General features: G+C 42.5%; 12 protein-coding genes and 1 pseudogene. 9 read left to right on the top strand and 4 right to left on the bottom strand.

Annotated elements, in window-relative coordinates:
• Positions 1-791 precede the first annotated feature (791 nt).
• The 9 genes and pseudogenes from aspT (at position 792) to AB6E51_RS03990 (ending at position 12601) form a co-directional block, all read left to right on the top strand.
• Positions 792-2507, top strand: coding sequence for an aspartate-alanine antiporter (gene aspT / locus AB6E51_RS03950; RefSeq protein WP_154723770.1), 1716 nt, complete (start codon positions 792-794; stop codon positions 2505-2507).
• Between the two features lie 153 nt (positions 2508-2660).
• Positions 2661-4259 (top strand): bifunctional aspartate transaminase/aspartate 4-decarboxylase, encoded by a 1599-nt coding sequence (locus AB6E51_RS03955; protein WP_102332933.1) that lies wholly within the window; start codon positions 2661-2663, stop codon positions 4257-4259.
• 201 nt (positions 4260-4460) lie between these two features.
• On the top strand, positions 4461-5318 hold the full coding sequence (gene pdxY, locus AB6E51_RS03960; RefSeq protein WP_102332932.1) for a pyridoxal kinase PdxY: 858 nt from the start codon (positions 4461-4463) through the stop codon (positions 5316-5318).
• A 225-nt stretch (positions 5319-5543) separates the two neighbouring features.
• On the top strand, positions 5544-6716 hold the full coding sequence (locus tag AB6E51_RS03965) for a patatin-like phospholipase family protein (RefSeq protein WP_102332931.1): 1173 nt from the start codon (positions 5544-5546) through the stop codon (positions 6714-6716).
• A gap of 88 nt (positions 6717-6804) precedes the next feature.
• Complete coding sequence (locus AB6E51_RS03970) at positions 6805-7158, top strand: hypothetical protein (protein ID WP_372042757.1); 354 nt, start codon at positions 6805-6807, stop codon at positions 7156-7158.
• Positions 7159-7317: 159 nt separating this feature from the next.
• Positions 7318-8232 (top strand): LysR family transcriptional regulator, encoded by a 915-nt coding sequence (locus tag AB6E51_RS03975; RefSeq protein ID WP_102332929.1) that lies wholly within the window; start codon positions 7318-7320, stop codon positions 8230-8232.
• Between the two features lie 308 nt (positions 8233-8540).
• Complete coding sequence (locus AB6E51_RS03980; RefSeq protein ID WP_102332928.1) at positions 8541-9692, top strand: BamA/TamA family outer membrane protein; 1152 nt, start codon at positions 8541-8543, stop codon at positions 9690-9692.
• Positions 9693-9893: 201 nt separating this feature from the next.
• The gene (locus AB6E51_RS03985; protein ID WP_102332935.1) at positions 9894-11612 is read left to right on the top strand and encodes an autotransporter assembly complex family protein; all 1719 of its coding nucleotides are present in this window, start codon (positions 9894-9896) and stop codon (positions 11610-11612) included.
• Positions 11613-11723: 111 nt separating this feature from the next.
• Positions 11724-12601: pseudogene (locus AB6E51_RS03990) on the top strand (aspartate/glutamate racemase family protein).
• Positions 12602-12703: 102 nt separating this feature from the next.
• Here AB6E51_RS03990 and AB6E51_RS03995 read toward each other — a convergent pair.
• From AB6E51_RS03995 to AB6E51_RS04010, 4 genes are all read right to left on the bottom strand, one after another.
• The gene (locus AB6E51_RS03995) at positions 12704-14161 is read right to left on the bottom strand and encodes a phospholipase D family protein (protein WP_102332927.1); all 1458 of its coding nucleotides are present in this window, start codon (positions 14159-14161) and stop codon (positions 12704-12706) included.
• A gap of 82 nt (positions 14162-14243) precedes the next feature.
• Positions 14244-16382: a carboxylesterase family protein gene (locus AB6E51_RS04000; protein WP_102332926.1), complete on the bottom strand. Its 2139-nt coding sequence runs from the start codon at positions 16380-16382 to the stop codon at positions 14244-14246.
• 190 nt (positions 16383-16572) lie between these two features.
• Entirely contained in the window at positions 16573-18231 is a 1659-nt protein-coding gene (locus AB6E51_RS04005) for a hypothetical protein (RefSeq protein ID WP_102332925.1), read from the bottom strand.
• 325 nt (positions 18232-18556) lie between these two features.
• On the bottom strand, positions 18557-19912 hold the full coding sequence (locus AB6E51_RS04010) for an FUSC family protein (protein WP_154723769.1): 1356 nt from the start codon (positions 19910-19912) through the stop codon (positions 18557-18559).
• Between the last annotated feature and the right edge of the window lie 7 nt (positions 19913-19919).

Here is a 19919-nt window from a genome sequence, read left to right on the forward strand (position 1 = left end):
GCTAAGGTAAAGGTGTATATCAGTTGGTAGACCAGAAAGGCAACTTTGAACGTAAGGCAGACCAAAGCGACAAGCTTTCGTGTCATAAGGACTATCTCCATATACCTCGATGATGCTTGGAGTGTTTGTATTAACTGCGACATGCAGTTTTGTCTGCACTCTACGTTGGCCATCCGTACTATGCTCTAACCTAAATATAAGTCGATGACCCACCCAGTGGTATTGAGAAGATTCTCTTCACCATAAGGGTTTTCGTGAAGACTAAATCAGTGAATATACCTGCACTATCACACTTACTTTGTTTAAGTCGGATCCATCCACTTCTAGTTTCTTCATTAATTTAAAAGGTCAGAGAGTTCGTTTAATAGCCGCTTGATTGTGTTGCTTCAAGTTGATTTTTATAATGAGGCTAAGGTATATGATTAAGACGTATGACGAGTGTAGTTGATTAGATCGTAGGTTCGAGACTTAGCGTCATTGAACTATGCTACAAAGCTTTACGTAGAGCAAAATAAACTGAAATAATTTCAAAATTATTTTCAAAGATGGCTCTATTGAAGTTTCAATATAAACAAAGGCTTAGTTCTTAATTGTTCGTTATGTGAACATGACAGTTGACGATGCGATGATCAGATCCATCAAATGGGATTACATTAAAAACACTTTTCTAACTAATATTCACTTCGAAGCAGCGAGACGCTGTATTAATTTGAATAATCCAACAAATATCATTATTAAGTTATTCGTTAGATTATTTACTCCTTATATTTAGTAACAAGAGTAAATTTGTCATGGACATTATTTCTAATCTGTTTGACATGGCACCATTTGTCGCATTATTTATTACACTCTCATTGGGTTATATGGTTGGTAAAATTACTATCGGCCGATTTGTTTTAGGCGGGGTAGCCGGAACATTATTAATGGGCGTAATTATTGGACAATTTGGTGTTCAGATTGATCCCGGCGTAAAAAGTATTTTCTTTGCGCTCTTTATTTATGCTGTGGGTTATCAAGGCGGTGCGCAATTCTTTAAAGCCCTTAACTTCAGAACCATTAACATTCTGCTCTCTGCGGTTGTTATGACGGTTTCAGGCTTATTATGTGTGCTTGCTGCTGCGTGGTTATTTGACCTAGATAGAGGTACTGCTGCAGGTCTAGCGGCTGGTGGCTTAACTCAATCTGCAATCATTGGTACTGCAGGCGATGCGATTGCACGTTTAGGCGGCGTATCCGAAGAAGCCAAACACCTAATGCAAACTAACGTCGCTGTTGGTTACGCCGTAACATATATCTTTGGTTCTTTAGGTCCAATCTTGATGGTGACTTGGGTATTCCCAACGCTCATGAAGTGGGATATCCGATCTGAAGCTATCGCTCTAGAAGAGAAAAACTCGAACGGCAAACGCGATTTAGCAGACGGCGAATTTAACGCGGTAACCGCTCTAGTGACACGTGCTTTTAAAGTAACTAACGACGATAAACTGATTGGGAAAACGCTAGCACAATTGAATCAATCATCACTTGCTGCGTGTATCGAACTTATTGAGCGCGACGGAAAAGAGCTAAGTGCAGACAAGTTCACAGCGCTTAAAGCAGGCGACCTTGTTGTGGTTACCGGCCGTAGAAATGCGGTTCATGAGCTACAGAGCGAGGCACAAAGCAATGAAGTAGCATTACCGGAAAGCTATGAAGTTATTGAAGAAAATCGTCAACTTATCGCTGATAACCGCAAGCTAATAGGTCGCTCGCTAAAAGAAATCAAAGACAGCTCAAATCAACGCTCATTCCGCGGCGTGTATGTGACAGACTACATGCGTGCAGGTACTTCAGTGGCCATTACTCAAGACCTTATTGTTGAGAAGAACGATGTTATCCAGCTAACGGGTACGGCTCAAGACATCAACCGAGTTGAAAAATACATCGGTAAGCGAATGGGTTCTGCGACTATGACTGACTTCATCGTACTCGGTTTCGGTATGGTGTTGGGCCTTCTTATTGGCTTAATTAGCTTCAAGATTGCAGGTATTCCCGTAACGATTGGTTCTGGTGCAGGTTGTTTGATCTCTGGTTTACTTGTTGGTTGGTTACGTAGCCGAAACCCACATGTCGCTCAGTTCCCAGTGGGTGCAGCAAACTTCATTCGTGACTTTGGTCTAGCGGCATTTGTAGGTATTGTTGGCCTACAAGCAGGCCCCCAAGCGGTTGATACCATCAAAGAACACGGTATGTCACTTCTGTTCTTGGGTATGGCAGTCACCATCATTCCACAGATTATTTCATTCTTCTTCTCGTACTTTGTATTGAAGATCAAGAACCCAGTAGAAGCGTTAGGTTGTGTGACTGGTGGTCGAAGTGCAAACCCAGCATTCGCAGCATTGATGGAAAAAACAGGCAATGCAACGCCAGTATTCTCTTTCACTGTGACTTACGCAGTAGCCAACGTGTTACTGACTCTATGGGGACCAATTATCGTCGGCATTATTACCGTTAATGCGGGTATGTAATTAAAACCGCGAACTCATTATAGATTTAAAACAATTATCAACTTATTAACAGACCTACCCAATCAAAAAATAGGGTAGGCCTGAATAATCACACTTAAGTAAAACACTTTATTTAATTAGAAGTGTTTAAGATTAAATTATTAGGTAAATATTATGACTACAAAAAATACTACTATCGACTTTTCAAAATTCGCTAATTTAAGCCCGTTTGAATTAAAAGACAAATTAATTGAAGTCGCGCAAACAGTACCAGACCGTGCTTTATTAGATGCAGGCCGTGGTAATCCAAACTTCCTAGCAACGCTGCCACGTAAAGCATTTATTCGTTTAGGTGAATTCGCAGTAATGGAAGCGGAGCGTACATACTCATATTTAGACGGTAGCTTTGGTGGTATTCCAGATGGTGTTGGTATTGTTGAGCGTTTTGATTCTTACGCAAACAACAATCAACAGAACCCAGGTGTTCAATTCATTGAAAAAGCTCTGAGCTACGCAAAAGATCGCTTAGGTATTGAGAAGCAAGTGTTCTTAAATGAGCTTGTGAATGCGTACTTAGCGTGTAACTACCCAGTACCACCACGCATGTTGACGAATATCGAAAGCGTAGTAAAACAATACATTGCAGAAGAGATGTACGGTCCAATGCCAATGACGACGGATTTCGATCTGTTTGCAACGGAAGGTGGCACTGCATCAATGACGTACACGTTCCAAACCATGTTTCACAACGGTCTACTAAAGAAAGGCGATAAGGTTGCGTTGATCACACCAATCTTCACTCCTTACTTAGAAATCCCTGAGCTTTCAGAATACGAACTAGAGATTGTAGAGCTTCGTTTAGATGAGACAACATGGCAGTTACCTATGTCTGAAATCGAGAAGCTTGAAGACAAAGACATCAAACTGCTGTGTGTGGTGAACCCTGCAAACCCTGCATCAGTGAAGTTCTCTGATGAGACTCTGAATAACCTATCAGACTTCGTGAACACACAACGTAGTGATCTGTTCATTATCACCGATGATGTGTACGGCACATTCGCAGACGATTTCGTTTCTCTGTTTGCCAAACTTCCATACAACACGCTTTGTGTTTACTCATTCTCTAAGTACTTTGGTGCGACAGGCTGGCGCCTTGGCTCGATTGCGATTCAACACAATAATGTGTTCGATGATGCAATGCGTAGCCTACCAGAAACGCGTCAACTTGAACTGGATGAGCGTTACAAGACGTTAGACCCAGAACCACGCGGTATTAAGTTCATCGACCGTATCGTTGCCGACAGCCGAAGTGTTGCACTCAACCACACAGCAGGTCTTTCACTACCACAACAAGTTCAGATGGCACTGTTCTCATTGAATTGCCTAATGGACTCAGAGCAAAACTACAAAGAAGCGTGCAAACGTATCATTCGCGAGCGCTACAAAACGTTGTACAAAAACATGGGTGTAGAAATTGAAGAAAACAAAGATCGTGTGGACTACTACACATTGCTTGAGCTCGACACTTTGGGCGGCAAATTGTACGGCCCAGCTTTCGTTGAATGGTTCAAAGCGAATGAAAAGGGCAAAGACTTCCTGTTCCGACTTGCACACGAAACAGGCGTTATTTTGCTTCCTGGCAAAGGCTTCGATGTAGTTCACGCTTCTGTTCGTGTGTCACTGGCTAACCTGACTCACCATGAGTATGAACTAATTGGCCGCGCAACTCGCAAGGTGTTAGACGAACACTTCTCTGAGTTTCAAGGCGCATAAGTTCTAATCAAGCTTAGAAGTGAATACATGATTTTAAGTCATCGATGTTCAAATCACTAAGAATAAGCCTCGGCGATGTCGAGGCTATTCCGACCAAATAAGCACAGTGTTCAAGTAGCTATCTATTGGATGCAATCGTTGTGTTTATTTAGTCGCCAAATCCAAGCGAAATTCATTCCGACAAAATCAGAAGAGCGGCGTATGAAAAGTATTATTTCTATTCAATCTCACGTGGTTTATGGGCATGCAGGCAACAGCTCTGTGGTTTTTCCAATCCAAAGAATGGGACTCGATGTGTGGCCAATCCATACTGTTCAGTTCTCGAATCACACTCAATATGAGCAAGGTTGGACAGGCCAAACATTTAGTTCAGACGATATTCGACACTTAATTCGAGGCTTAGACAACATCAGTGCATTGAAAGACTGTGGCGCAATCCTTTCGGGTTATCAAGGAAGTGCAGACCAATGCAAAGCGGTTGCCGAGGCGGTTAACCTCATTAAAGAAAAGAACCATAGCGCACTCTACATTTGTGACCCTGTAATGGGCGACCCGGACAAAGGTTGCATTGTTGATGATGGCGTGAAAGCGGCTATTGTCAAACATTTGCTGCCCATAGCTGATGTCATCGTGCCAAATCAATTTGAGCTGAGCGAATTGACCGATACCAAAATCGACTCGCTTTATGATGCGGTTACGGCCTGTAAGAAAGCGCTGGAACTTGGGCCAAAAATGGTGCTCGTGAAACATCTGCACTCATTATCCGATGATGCGTTCAGCATGATCCTAGCAACGAAAAAAGCATGCTATTTAGCCCAACGACCGAATATCGAATTTGAGAAACAGCCAGTTGGTGTTGGCGACCTTATCTCTGGCCTATTTACTGCGGGATTAATGAAAAGAATGTCTCCGGTGGCTGCATTTCGTCATGCAAACAACGCTGTCTATGGTGTGTTGGAGCTGACTAAGAGTTATGGCACTTGGGAATTACAAACGATTAATGCTCAATATGAATTTGTTGAGCCGACCCACGATTTCAACGTGGTCAAAATAGGCTAGAGCGATTAACTCCAACAGTGCTTAAGGTCAAGCTAAGGGGGGCGACTATTCGATGGGTAGCGTCCTACAAACGAGATTACGAATTAAGCCGGATACTAGCTATATTACGACCACAAAGAGACGGACTTCACTTTACCCTATTTATTAACCTCTCTGTTTTTTAGGTTCCTTATTTATTAAACAGAGTCTCTGAATCATTTTAGAGAACACTAAATGAGCCTAAATATGAACCGTCTAATCTCTTCGGGTCTTACCGTTGCTTTGTCATTCCTGGTAGTGGCTTGTAGTTCACCTCACACGCTAGACGTACGCGTAAACAAAGACAATTACAAAGAAGTCACTGTAGAAGATGCATCATCAGTCGCTGAGCCATTGCGTATTTGGGCGAGTGAGTCGCCAGACTTCTTATACTCTCCAACTGATCAAACCACACCGATTACTGTATCAGGTGATCAACTGAACATCTTAGCGTTGTCCGGAGGTGGCGCAAACGGAGCTTTTGGTGCGGGTATATTGATAGGGCTTGAAGAGTCAGGTCAGCTGAAGGACTACTCCATAGTGACTGGCATCAGCGCAGGAGCGTTAATTGCACCGTTTGTGTTTATCGGGGGAGATGCGTTTTCGAAGATGAAAGAAGTAATGTTGAACATTAATGATAAATCAGTGCTCGGAAAAAAGAACTTTTTGAACACTGTCTTTAAAGATGCGTTTACCGATGGAGAAAACTTGTACCAGTTTATTGCTGAGGCTTTCCCTGAACCGATGATTGAACAAATTGCAACGCAACATCGCAGTGGCAAACGTCTGTTTATTGGTAGCACTCATTTTGATTCTGGTGAGCTTGTCATTTGGAATGTAGGTGCAATAGCAAATAGCGACATGCCAGATAAGTCTGAACTCATATATAAAGTGTTGGCCGCAAGTGCGTCTATTCCTGGCGTGTTCCCACCGCAGTTCATCGATGTAGAGCATGAAGATGAAATCTTTGAAGAACTACACGTCGATGGCGGTTTAGCGACTCAAGTATTCTTCAATCCCTCTAACTTCGACTATCAACAGATCTCAGATTCACTTGGGTTAGAAACACCACCACAACTCGATGTTATTCGAAATGGTGCGCTGAAAGCCCCGTATCACTCGTTGAGAGATAAGGGACTCGATTTGGTAGCAAAGAGCGTCTCAAGCCTGACGCTTGCACAAACGCGTGGTGATTTATATCGAATGAAATACATCTGTGAAATCAACAATATCGATATGCAATTTACTTATATGGAACACGACTTTGGTTATGCAAAACGCACCAAAGACATGTTTGATGAACATTACCTATTAACCATATACAAATATGGTTATCACAAAGCAACTCAAGGCAAACCTTGGGTAACCGAATTACCTTAATTAGGGATATTATCAAATGAAAAGAACAGCATTAACGCTACTTATCTTAGCAACCTCTAGCGCTGCAATGGCACAAAATGCAACCTCAATGGATCAGCAAAAAGTCGACAATGACATGCTACAACTGGCCGATGTTCAGCAAGAAGCGGCTTTGATCATGGTTGAAGAGAATTCGGACTACGTGGCGATTGATTACATTGGAAAGTGGGTTGAAGTGAACAATTACGTCACTCACAAAGAAGCCAAGCAACGCCAGCTTCAAAAGAGCACCAAGAAATACATTTACTCGCAAACGGGTGAAACTCTAGAGTCCATTGAGCAGCGTATTGCTGAACATATTCAAGCGGATCAACCTAGATATTTCAGTGTCGATGTTTATCGCAATTACCACGGTGATTCAGGCGACTTTAACTACTTAGCACGAGTTATCGAATATATTTAAGTTGTTAATTACACATCAATGATAGAACCTACTGACTTAAGTAGGTTTTTTTTTGCTTAAACCAGACGAATTCATCTCACTATTATTATCTGACAAAGTAGATATTTCGTCAGTCTGTGATAATTTAAATATATAACGATTAAAAATAAGCACACCAAAATGAATTTTAGCATTGAACAACTTCTCGCGTTCGTTACCGTTTATGACCAGCTCTCTTTCAGTAAAGCTGCCGTTAAGCTCAACAAGCACAGAACGACAATCGGACAGGTAATTACAAACCTTGAAGACCAACTCGCAGTAAACCTTTTTGAAAGAGTCGGCCGCTCGGTAGAGCCCACTGAAGATGGGCATCTTCTTTATCACTATGCCAAGCAAACCATTGAGCAAGCACGTACCTTCGACAAATTTGCGTTGAGCCTTTCTTATGGGGGATTAGAAAACATCACAATCGCTTATTCAAGCGTGATTCCTCAACGTGTCCTTGTCGATATTCGAAAGCAACTCAAACGTGATTTCCCAATGATGCGAGTTAACTTTCTGGTTCGTAATAAGAAAGTGATTAAGCAAGGGATACAGGACGGTGAGTATCACTTCGGTTTGGTGAATGTTCACGATAGCCGTGCGATGCACAGTTTAGACGCAACTTTTTTAGGCCATATTGAATTCTATCCGTTCGTACAAAAGGGCGGTGAATTTACCAATTTAGACAAAGAAGATGTACTGGTTGCTTTAAGAAACTCGAAACAGTTTGTACTGAGATCTCTGATTGAAGAAGGGATGTCGGAAAAAATCGTTGTAAGTTCAGACCACGAAGAGATCGATCAACTTGCGTTGGTGATCAAAATGGTGGAAGAAGGCTTGGGTTGGGCACTTTTACCTAAATCATTTTTCTCTGACCCAGAGTTTTCTCAACACGAAATTGAACCAATTCAAACAGCTCAAATGGTTGAAGGTTTCAAATTTGGTTTTGCATTATGGTGTCCTCATTCGAAACAGGTCAGTGATATCAAGGGCTCTTTGACTTCAGTAATTTCAGAATACCGAGAGCGATTAATCAGTAACTACCGACCATAAATTTTTCATTTCAATGGTTTATATGTATTAATTCTTGACCGTAACTTACGCAGTTATTTCCCCAAAAGGCTCACTTAGAGCCTTTTTTTTGTATCCGCGCTCTGAGCTTCACCTCGTTGGAAAGGTCATATTTTGATGGGTTTGACCCTCTATATGAGAGTCGGGCAATACCACCGTTTGGCCTATTCTAGTCCTGTCGATTAAGGACCCCCTTTATCGGCAATAAGTGTTTAATTTCTATGTTTACTGCAAGGACGCAGACTTTTGGCCGGGTTTCATTGCCCGGCCTTTTTTATGAGGCCAATCTTATGACTCGCTACGGCGGCTTTGTTCTTCTTTCCTGCTCTCTGTTTACCACTTCTTCTTTAGCATCGTTTTATGATCCTGTTGATGGTCAATTTGATATGGGGCATCACCTTGCAGAAAATGCCCATGGCTTTTTGCCTATTCCGATTTTGATTACCGAACCTGCAGTAGGTTACGGTGGCGGTGTAGCTGGCTTGTTTTTACACGAGACAGATGAAGAAAAGCGACAACGAAAGCAGGCAGCGCTATCTGCTATTGATGGTGGTGCGCAGCTTGTTCCTTCTGCAATGTCAGTGGTTGGGGCGGTAGGTACAGAAAACGAGACTTGGTTTGTTTTTGGTGGTCACAGACGTTCATGGATGAATGACTCTATCCGTTATACAGGTGGTGGTGGCTTTGGTGTTGCGAATTTGGATTTGTACACATCAATTAACTGGGGACCGATAGACCATGATCTTAGAATAGGTACATCAACTTCAGTGGCCGTTCTTTCACAAAAGGTACAATTTAGGATCGGACAGTCGCCTTGGATGTTGGGGATAAAACAGTTACTAGCTAAGTCTGAGATTGAATTTGATAATACGGTTTTAGACCGAATTTTAGGTAATGAATCGGTTACTTCTGGTCTAGGTTTGGAAGCTGAATATGACACAAGAGATAATCTATTTTATCCAACCAAAGGTTACAAATTGTCTGCAGATTACATGGTGTACGACGATGCGATTGGCAGTGATTACAATTACCGAAATTTGAACATAGATGGCGAAGCCTATATCCCAATCACTCAGAAATGGATGCTAGGGTTAGCCGCGAATTATCAAAACTTCGACCAACAAGATCGGCTTGTCTCCCCAACAGCGAAGCCGTATGTGTCTTTACGCGGAGTGTCTTCTTACCGCTACCAAGGTGATGAAATTGAAACAATACAAGGGCAACTCACGTATAGCATTAATCATCGTTGGAAGGTGTCTGGGTTCTACGGTTCTGGTACTGCAAAGCAAGATAACATCGTAAGTCACGATAGCACCATCAATGCTGGAGGTGTGGGGTTCCGATACCAAATCGCAAGACGTTACGGTTTACACCTTGGAATGGACTACGCGCAAAGCCATGAAGAAAGTGCCGTTTACTTTAATGTAGGCAGTGGATTCTAAACAAACAGAGTAGTTTGGTTTTTTCCATTTAAAAGGCGCTAATTTAGCGCCTTGTTTGTGTTCTCTCATAAGGGGTTAGGTCACTGTATAAGTAATTTTACCATCACTTAGGGTACGGATTGTCAGTTTGTAGGGCGAGATCCTCCATAAGAGATTCTACGATTTCATGTTTTGCTCATAACCTGTCTTGGTTTTAAGCAACTGGGTAACGGCGTGAAGACCTCGATTAAACAAGTAATACTGGCAGTTTCACTCTTCATGGTTACTCACCCCGCTGCGATAGGCGCAGGCTTTAAGGTTAAAGGGCTGGACAAAACTCTCACTGAAAATGTAGAGTTATATTTAGAATCTTTGGTTGATGTCCCAGCTTCCCAGCTATCCCATACTAAGTTATTGAAACGGGTTCAAGACGCGCTCAACCCTTATGGCTATTATCATCCTCAGATAGATATCGAACTTGATGACAGTGATTACCTCACCTTGAATATCGATTCTGGGCCTGTCATGTACATTGCAGAATCGGTTGTAAAAGTCACCGGTGAAGCGAGTAAAGATGAAGAGTTCATCACAATACTCACGCAAAGTAAGTTAGATTCAGGCTCACCATTATCTCACCAAGAATACGACCAAACTAAACGGGCGATTTTCTCTTTGGCAAAGCGTAAAGGTTATTTTGACGGTAGGTTTGTTGAGTCTAAGATCGAAGTGATTCCTAGTGAAAACATCGCCAATATTCATCTGCATTTTTCTAGTGGCCCACGCTACAAGTTTGGCGCTATCAGCATTCCTGATGATGGTGTTGAACCTGCGCGTATAGAGAAAATTCCGACATTTAAGCAAGGGGACGACTTCGACACCATCAAGTTGGGCGAGCTGCAGTCTGACTTGTTTGAAACTCAGTGGTTTCGGAGTGTCGTAGTACACGGTGACTTTAATCATCTTGATGACAATCTTGAAGTACCAGTCGAAATCATTGCTGAGCCAAGCTCTCGCAACATTGTGCAGGTGGGTGGTGGTTACTCTACCGATCTCGGTTTAAGAGCGTCTTTAAATTGGTCAAAGCCTTGGTATAACCGACGAGGGCACAGCTTTGAAACACAGACATATTTGTCTGAACAAGAGCAATCGCTGCAGTTAGGGTACAAAATCCCGACGGAGAAAGTCACGACCGATTACTTTGGTATTCAGTTTGAATCGAAACGAATTGATCATCGAGACACCAATAGCTTTTCAAACGATCTTAAGTTTGAACGTTATTGGCAATTAGACAGCGATTGGCAAAGTACCATTTACGTCAAATACTTGCATGAACAGTACCGTCAGGCCTCTGAGGAAGACCAATCGCAATTACTGTTACCTGGCATCAGTTTTTCTCAGGTTGATCGTAAAAATGATCAATTGGAGCTCAATCATCGACACATCTATTCTGTTGAGTATTCTGACCCTAGTTTGTTCTCTGATTCAAGGTTGTTGCGGTTGGAAGGAAACAGCGTGCTTTCGTGGGATATTAGCGAAAGTCAGAAGCTCCATTTCCGTTCAAATGTCGGCATTAACATAGCTAAATCGTTGTCGGATGTACCGTCGTCACTGCGTTTTTTTGCTGGTGGCGATGGGAACTTGCGAGGCTATGGTTATGAATCGATTTCTCCAAAAGATGACAACGGTGAATTAACAGGTGCACGTTACATGCTAACAGCAGGGCTTGAGTACCAACATCAGGTTTACCGCTCAATCTGGATGGGCGCATTTTTTGATGTTGGTGATGCGTTCGATGATGAAGCGGATTGGAAGCGCGGCACAGGTCTTAGTTTGATTTGGAACTCACAATTGGTGCCTGTAAAACTCGATTTTGCTTACGGGTTAGATGCGCCTGCAGGAGATGAGTTTCGTATTCACTTTTCCTTGGGGACTCAGTTCTAATGTTCGTATGCTGTTTAAGCTCTAGCGAGGATACGATCTATCCAATGGGATTCAAGCAAATCGACAGAGCGTAATGACCTTTGTGCTCTAGCAAACACAAAGGTAAAAACAATGAAAAAGGTACGATTCGGTGTATTTGGCAATATGGGGGCCTGAAGCTGATGCTCTGTTCCAAGATATCGTCGCCAAAAAAAGAGATAGAACACGGCGCGCTTAAAGACCAAGACCACATGGCCATGATTGCGGTCAAAAATTCAGATATGCCAGACCGCTCTGAAGCCATTAACGAAGGCGGTATCGACCCTGTTCCAGAGCTAATTGAATCCGCGTGCATTTTAGAACACGCGAACGTTCAATTTGGCGTTATGACCTGCAACACTGCTCATTATTTCAGACCTGAAGTTCAAAAACATACCAATGTTTATATCGTCGATATGCTTCAAACTACGGTTGATCAAAACAAAGAGCAGAATCCTGAATCTATTGTCGGTATTTTATGTACCAACGGCACATACAACTCGGGAATCTACGACCGTTACCTAACTGACGCCAATCTCGTATTCGTTAAGCCAGATGCTTTTGAGCAAGAACATAACGTTCATAGCGCTATCTATGGCGAAGTGACGGGCGAGATGACCGCGTGTGGACAAGCAATCCGAGAAACCAACGGTATTAAAGCGGGCGAGTTTGACCGCAATGCGGCACTTCTTGCGGTTCAAAGCATCGTATAGAAGGGTGTTGATACGGTTATTTTGGGGTGTACGGAACTTCCTTTGGTTAGAAAGCAACTTGAAACGGCATTTCCAACAGTCACTTTTATTGATCCTATGGAAGCGGTAGCTGAGCGTGTCGTCGATATTTATCGTCTCGCTGAGCAGTATGTTGAGCGTGGACATGTGGATTACGACATTAACGATGTTAATTCGATCTTCACAACACTTGATATGGTGAACTATGTAGCCCAAAGAGCGATGACCTACCGTCTTTAAGCTCAGATACGTCTATTTGAAACATGAGAAAGCCGCGAATTACGCGGCTTTTTTGCATTTGGACTGGTGGAAGATTAAAAATTAAAATTCGAAGCTCGACACTTAAAGCTCGAACTCGCCATTCATTTTTCGAAATAACCAATTCGGTACTTTGTTCCACGAACTGTAGTTCGGGTTCTTAGTATGGATTTGTTCCCCTGAAGCCCAGCTCGTCTCGCCAGACTGTTCTCGCGACACAGCCCAAAACAAATCTTCTTTCTGACGCGTTAAGTAGTGTGTCACTTGCTTCGCAAACTCTTCACTGTCAATCAACACACCAAACTCAACGTTGAGAAAGTCTGATCTTGGGTCGAAGTTAGAAGAACCAATATAGGTGACACGCTCATCTAAAATTACGGTCTTGTTGTGGTAGTAGGTATCAACATGAAAGTAGTGGTCATCATTGATAGCTTGGCTTTTGTACTCATAGATACTTATACCCTTGTTGAGTAAAGTCTCACGGTGTTTTTCGTAATACGCAGGCACAAAGCCCGAATCATTAGAGGCCGATGAATTCGTCAGTAAGGTGACTTCGGCTTGGTGCTCTTTGAGGGCATCGATGAATACAAACTGGTTATCGCTTGGCACCATGTAAGGCGTAGAAATAACAGCCTTAGAAGGTGTCGGTGCTTTTTGCTTCATTAAGTGCTCGGTACGTTGACGAAAGTAGGGCTTGTTGTCATTGAGCTTCTCTAATGAATCAAATAAAGGGGTTACCGATGCTTTAATAAACCTTGGTTCGCTTAGGCGATCTATCTGTTGCTCAATATCGAAAGTGATCGGCTTTTTATTCTTCTCGCCTTTATTTATTGCCTTGGTAAACGCTTTGTATTGGCCTTGTTCTTTGACTTTGATTAGCTCTTGAATTGGCACCACATATTGGCTGTCCCAAAGTGCTTGGTAATTGTTGTCGAAAGATGCGATTACGTCACCTCGAAACAAAACGTCCATATCAAAGAAATTGGCATTCTCGCTATAGCCAAAGTAATCATTACCGATGTTTCTTCCACCTAAAATCATCGAGTGATGATCAACATTGAAGTACTTTTCGTGAAGCCGATTATCCAGTTGTTTTTGATGAGTGGAGAAGTTGAACGCACGACCAATCCAGCCAGCTTTACGTGATTCAAAAGGGTTGAACAGTCGAATCTCAATATTGGGGTGTGAGTCCAATTCCGCTAGCCATTTATCATTAAATACCAGTAGGTCATCTAAGGTCAGTCGGACATGAACCTCACGATCCGCCGCTTGCTTGAGCTCATTTAGAAGCATCAACCCAAGCGTGTCACGCTCCCAAGAGAAGTAGGTCATATCAATAGAGTGTTGTGCTTGGCGAACGAGCTCGATACGACGAGCAAAGGCTTCTGGTGCAGTCGGGATCAGGTACACTTCGGCTTGGTGTTCTGTGCTTTGCCAGTTTGCCTCAAAGTCAGGTTCAACATCGGGGTATGGTTGGGCGCAGCCTGTGACCACAGTAATCAACATCATTGTGCATACGGTTTTTAGTTTGCTAAGTGTCATAACTACCTGCGTTTGAACGTAAAATTTGGATATAAAAACGGCCAGCGAGCTGGCCGTAAAGTAGGAAGGGTGTTGAGCATGTTTAGTTTAGGTACCACTGCCAAGGCATAAGACCTTCCTCTGCTAGACCGGTTAAGCGACCTTTACGAAGCTTAGGATCAACACCTGGGTTTGTGACATAGTCCCAGTCTAAGGTAGTACTGTTTTCGCTGAATCCTGTACCATCAATTACAAGTACATTGTCGGTAGCATCGCTGTACTGTTGGCCTTCGAACAATTCATCGCTAAACCAAAGACGCGACATTTCGTTCATTAGTGCTTTATCCTTGCTTGATGGTCTTACTTCACTTCCATCAAAACGCACGGCTTTGTTAAATACAAACGGCAACTCTGAACCGTTACACGCACCGCTGACACAACCAATCGTTTTAAATAAATCGATGATGGATAGCTCACCATTTGGCAAGGTATTGTAGTTCCACATGTTAAAGCTTGGCTTGTGCTCAAAGTGGTATAGCGTTGCTTCTACTCCGCTGTTTGCTGCCATATGACGAGCTGGACCATTGAACAAGGTGTCATTTAGCAAGGTTTTAAATTGCTTCATGTTGTCAAGAGCGCCACCTAAGCTAGATTCTGAGTTAGGGTAGAAGTCAGTTAGGTTTAAAACTTTATTCGTTTGTTCATGGCCGTTTAATTCAATATCTACATTTTTTGCGATACATTCGATTACTTCTATTGGGTCGTCTTTAGCTAGACAAATTGGCGTAAGAACTCCTATATCAACAGTTGAATCCATCCCCCAAAATAGTTCAGTAACAGCTGTATATGCAGTGAGTGAAAGACCTGCATTTGCAGCAACGTCCTTAGAGCTCATGTTATTTATTCTTGCTAATAAACGATCTTGATTGTGCTCATCATCTAGCCATTTCAACGCATCTAAGGCAATGGCCTCTGAACGCTTACCTTTTATTGCTTCAGTTGAAAGAAATTCGTCAATGATAGTTGGAATCAAAAAGGTCACACTGAACAACATCCCAAAACTATTTGCTTCATGAGCATTGTTTCCCAAAATCGTTTGTACAGAAAAATCAGAATTTAGTGGTGATTTAGATGGTTCTATACATATTGTCTCTGACTCATCACTGGTAGCAAGTGACTCACAACCTAGATAAGGAGCAAATGGCATCAGTGTTGGCATAGGGGTCTTTCCTGATTTAGGGCCTACTTCCAACTCTTGACCCAAATAAGAAACAGAAACCGATAGCGAACTCAATAACCAATTTTTTAGCTGTTCAATACCATTCAAAGCTGTTTCTTGCGACGCCATGATCTCGTCGATCGAAGTGTTTGCATCAAAGTCATTGTTGCGGTCCTTAGCTACGTCATAACTAGGGTACTCAAAACCATACGGGTTGCTCTGCATGATGGCACGTTGGAAATATTGACCTGCGATATCTTCATCTTGCTGTAAGAAACCAATGGACATAGCACCAGAACCTTGACCCATAACAGTCACGTTTTGAGCATTACCACCGAAATCAGCAATATTATTGTGTACCCATTCCAAGGCACGCTTTTGGTCACCTAGGCCATAGTTGCCATCTTCATCTTCGCCTTCTACCCATTGAGTACCTAACTGACCAAGACGGTAGTTCAAGTTTACATAGATGAAAGGCTTACCATCGTCACTTCCTTGAGCAACAACAGTATCGCCATGCACAAGTGCTTCAGAACTTGAGCCATATTCAAAGTCTCCACCATGAATGAATACATAAACCGGTAGATCTGCATCAGAATCTACGCCTGCTGGACGCCAGATATTGAGGTTAAGGCAGTTCTCATCTTGCGTTTGTGATGTCGTTTTTAGTTGAGGACATGCATACCCAAATTGAGTTGCGTCAATAACTTCAAACTCATCCGTATTATCTGATAAAGGCAGCATATTGCTGTGCTCAAAGCGCTGAGCCTCGGCATATTTAATCCCTTTGAAAGATTCAATAGATGCGAGTTTGTCATTTTCGGTATTCGAAGTAATAACCAATTCTTCTTTGGTCGCTTTAATCGTTACGTTACCGATTTGAGCATCAAATGGTTCAGCAGGTGCAGGAACTAACGGTTCTGGTCTGTCTGGCACAGGAACGGTAGGCTTAGTATCACTGCCACAAGCCGCTAGTAGCAGTGAAATGGCCACAGCAAGAATTGATCGTTTGTTGAGTTTCATAATTATGTCCACAGTTTTTGTTGTTACCAAACTAGCAATTCCGTACGCTATCATCGACCGTTGTCGAGCTTGGATACATGTCATTTTGTTATGGAATGTATATTAAAGATATTATTGCGATTAATGGAATCATATAAGTAGGACGCCATCCTTCAAGAGTGGCCGTGACCACCCTATGCGTGATTTAGATCTAGAAGCGATAGCCAAAATTCAATGTCAAAGCCGAACGAGTTTCACCTTTGTTGTACAACACGGTCATGTTGTAATGTTTGCCGATCTGTTTGTTAACCCCTGTTAGGAATGCCCACTGATCGATGTCGACACCAACGTCATAATCAAATTCGATGTCATCAGTTTTTACGGTGCCTTGCATACGAGAATTTAAACCTTGGTATTCAGCACCAACAAAAAATTGAGCTCGATAATCGACTAATTGGTAACCCAACATAGGTTGAACCGTGATGATGCCATCGCCCCAATCATCCAGCCCTTTCAGGCGTGTTTGGGAGTAGGTTCCAGTAACGGAGGCAAAGAACTCTTTATAACCAACGGATAACGTAGTCCCGGCTCCGCGCAAGTCATATTCAAGATGCAGTGGTACATTTAGACGGCCACTGTTACACAAGGCCGATACGCCTTCGCATAGTTTGTTGCCCAATCCAGGTAGTTTGTCGTTTAGTTTGTCTTGTAGGTATTCTCCTGCGGCGCCGGTATAAGAGGCGTCAATATTCGCATCAACGTTTACCTTTCCGACATAACCGAATACATTCCAGAATGGCAGGATATTAATGTCACCGCGTATCGAAAGGCTTTCGGCATTAACCGTCGCAACGCTATCTTCTGGGTCAAATAAGTCATTCAAGCGAACACCACCAATCACGTAATCGGTCATTGGAATGTCCATATCTTGGTTGCGATAAGCAACTGATACGCCGAATGGAAGCGGTAAGTCAATGCCTTGGCGTCGCACCATGTCACCCATTAACGGAAAAACTCGGTCTAGTTTCACGCTAGCTTCTTGCATTCTTGGGTCGGATACTTCCTCAAGTCTTTCTTCATTAAGAACTTGTACAGCGTTGTCATCTTCATATATTGCAACGGGTTCAACTAAACTCGTCATCTTCATGGGTTTGTTCTTTGATGTACCGGTGACTTCAGTCATTTTACTAGCAATGACAACCTTTCCAGAATCTAATGTGTAGAACTCAATCTCTTGATGATAAGTTTCTACGTTGTAGGTATGGTGCTTGAACGGCTTTTCATTGCTGATAAGCATGCGTTTTGGTTGACCGTCGACTAACTCAATGTCGACATTCAAAAAACGGAAATATGCGATGTCTTGAGGCAAGCCATACTTCGAATATTTAAAGCTGACGATGACTTTGCTATCGCTGACTTCTTGCACGCGAACTGAAGAAGGATCGAAGCTTTCTGCATAGTTACGCAAGCGATATTCGGTACGTGTGAAAGTTTCTATTTCATTTAGCAGTTTGTCGTTATCGTCCAACTCTGTTGGATTATATTTTACACGCAGATCGATGTTGCCTTTAGTGTCGGTGTTCTTAACAAGGTAGACGCTTGAGTCACGAACTTGATCACCAACTTGCAGAGTACGATGTGCGTGTTCAACTAGATGCTCACCCTGTACCAGTGAACTGATTGCTAGCTTTGGTAAATCACGACTTATACCATATTTATCAAACACTACTCGACCTTGCTTCATGACTTCGCTGTAAGTTTTGGTTTCTTCTGCTGACGCAAAAATAGGAGTAGTAAGTAATAGGGCGCTCGCTAACACAGAAAGAGTATGGGTCTTACAGGCGCTGTTGCGGATTTCAAAAAAACTCATGACGGTTTCCACGCTGAGTAGCCTCAAACCTTCGAAGCTCACACAGTCAATGTAAAACTGAACGTCGTGTTCAGTTGTTATGTATTTATCCGTTAGGATTTCTAGTGTGAATGTCGCGACTAAAAATGCATTGCTTCAATCAATGAGAGGATTTTAAGATGAGGTGGCAGATCGCGTTAATCGCGTTTGATGGACGCTATCCTCACTTAGTAAGAATTAACGTTAATCGACTGACTTATAATGATTTACAACAGATGACAAAACGGCCTGCTAAGTAAAAATACTTGGCAGGCCGTTTGTTATGAGCGATTTAGTGTATCCAGTTCTAAGCGGTTACTTTTACTCTGAATAGATCAGTAAACAGTTTAGCGATCATTAAAATGACCAAGATATTCACCAGCATCAACAGTGGTGTTTCTATTCTATAAACCGGAGTGAGGTTAAGTGCACCAGATGTAAGAACAACCAACAAGTTGATACCCAAAATTCGATGTATCATGAGCTTAGGTGTCGCGAACACTTTCCATATGACCATAATGTTAAGGAAATAGAATAGGCCTAGCTCCCATAGTTCTGTCATTAGTGGCATCACAAAGATGTACTGCAACAAAATCACCGATCCTATACCCAAAACGCCATAGAAGGCATCCTTAATAATGCTTGGTGGCATGGTCGGCACCATAGAAGAGAATATACCGGCTAACATAGGAAATATAAAACCACCGGGTATTGGAAGATAAATCCAAATCAACAACGATGTGATAAACATCGACACGCCTTGCAGCACTTTTCTCCCATCTTCATTCAAATGTTCAACAAACGTGCGATGAGCATGATGCCAAGACACTGCTTTATGATCGCCCATTACATTGAGTTCACCATCAACCAGAGATTGATCTGGTGTTAATACATCGAACGTCTTCAAGTTGTGAGTAAGAACTGTCCATTGGATACCTACGTCTGATTCGCTGTTACTTTGTTTGAGTAGTGTATCTTGGATATGTGCCATTTCATCGATACGCAAACGCCATGTTTGGGTGTTCTCTTTAAGGTGGTAACTTCCGGTCAGTGGCAGATCTAAAAGTTGATACAGCTTATCAATATTTGCGGTATTGCTTTCGAGTGCGGCAATGTCGATGTCGTCTGTTTTTTCCATCGCATCTAACAAGGCTTGTTTACTTGTTTCGAAACGTTGTACAAAGTTGAGTTCAGTATTCACAGGCCACACGATGCGATACACAATAGAGAAGACGACAACACCTAATAGTGTTTCTTGAAGCCGAAGTACTGCAAAGTGAAAAGTGGTTTGGCTATCAAACCCGCCCATACAAGCAACAATCGAACACACGGCAAATCCTATTGAAAAGATATAGCCGTATTTCTCGTCGCTCGACATGAAGATGCACACCCCAAGAAACAGGGTGAAAAATGTTAGAAACAAGAAACGGTCTTGAGAAAACAGCGCGATAAGGAAAAAGGCATAACCGGTCCCTAACAAGGTTCCCATTAACCGGTTATGGCCTTTGTTTATTGAATGAGCGAAGCTCTCGTTCAATGTCATCACTGCAACGGCTATCGCAGCCCAATACGGTTTTTCCCAGCCAAACCACAACGCTAGGCAGATTGCGATAACGATAGAGAGTGCGGCTTTAATCGCTTCTTTAGTCGATGCAGTGAACATAAGAATC

The sequence above is a fragment of the Vibrio sp. 10N.247.311.47 genome, from assembly GCF_041467535.1.
Classification (GTDB): Bacteria; Pseudomonadota; Gammaproteobacteria; order Enterobacterales; family Vibrionaceae; genus Vibrio; species Vibrio crassostreae_C.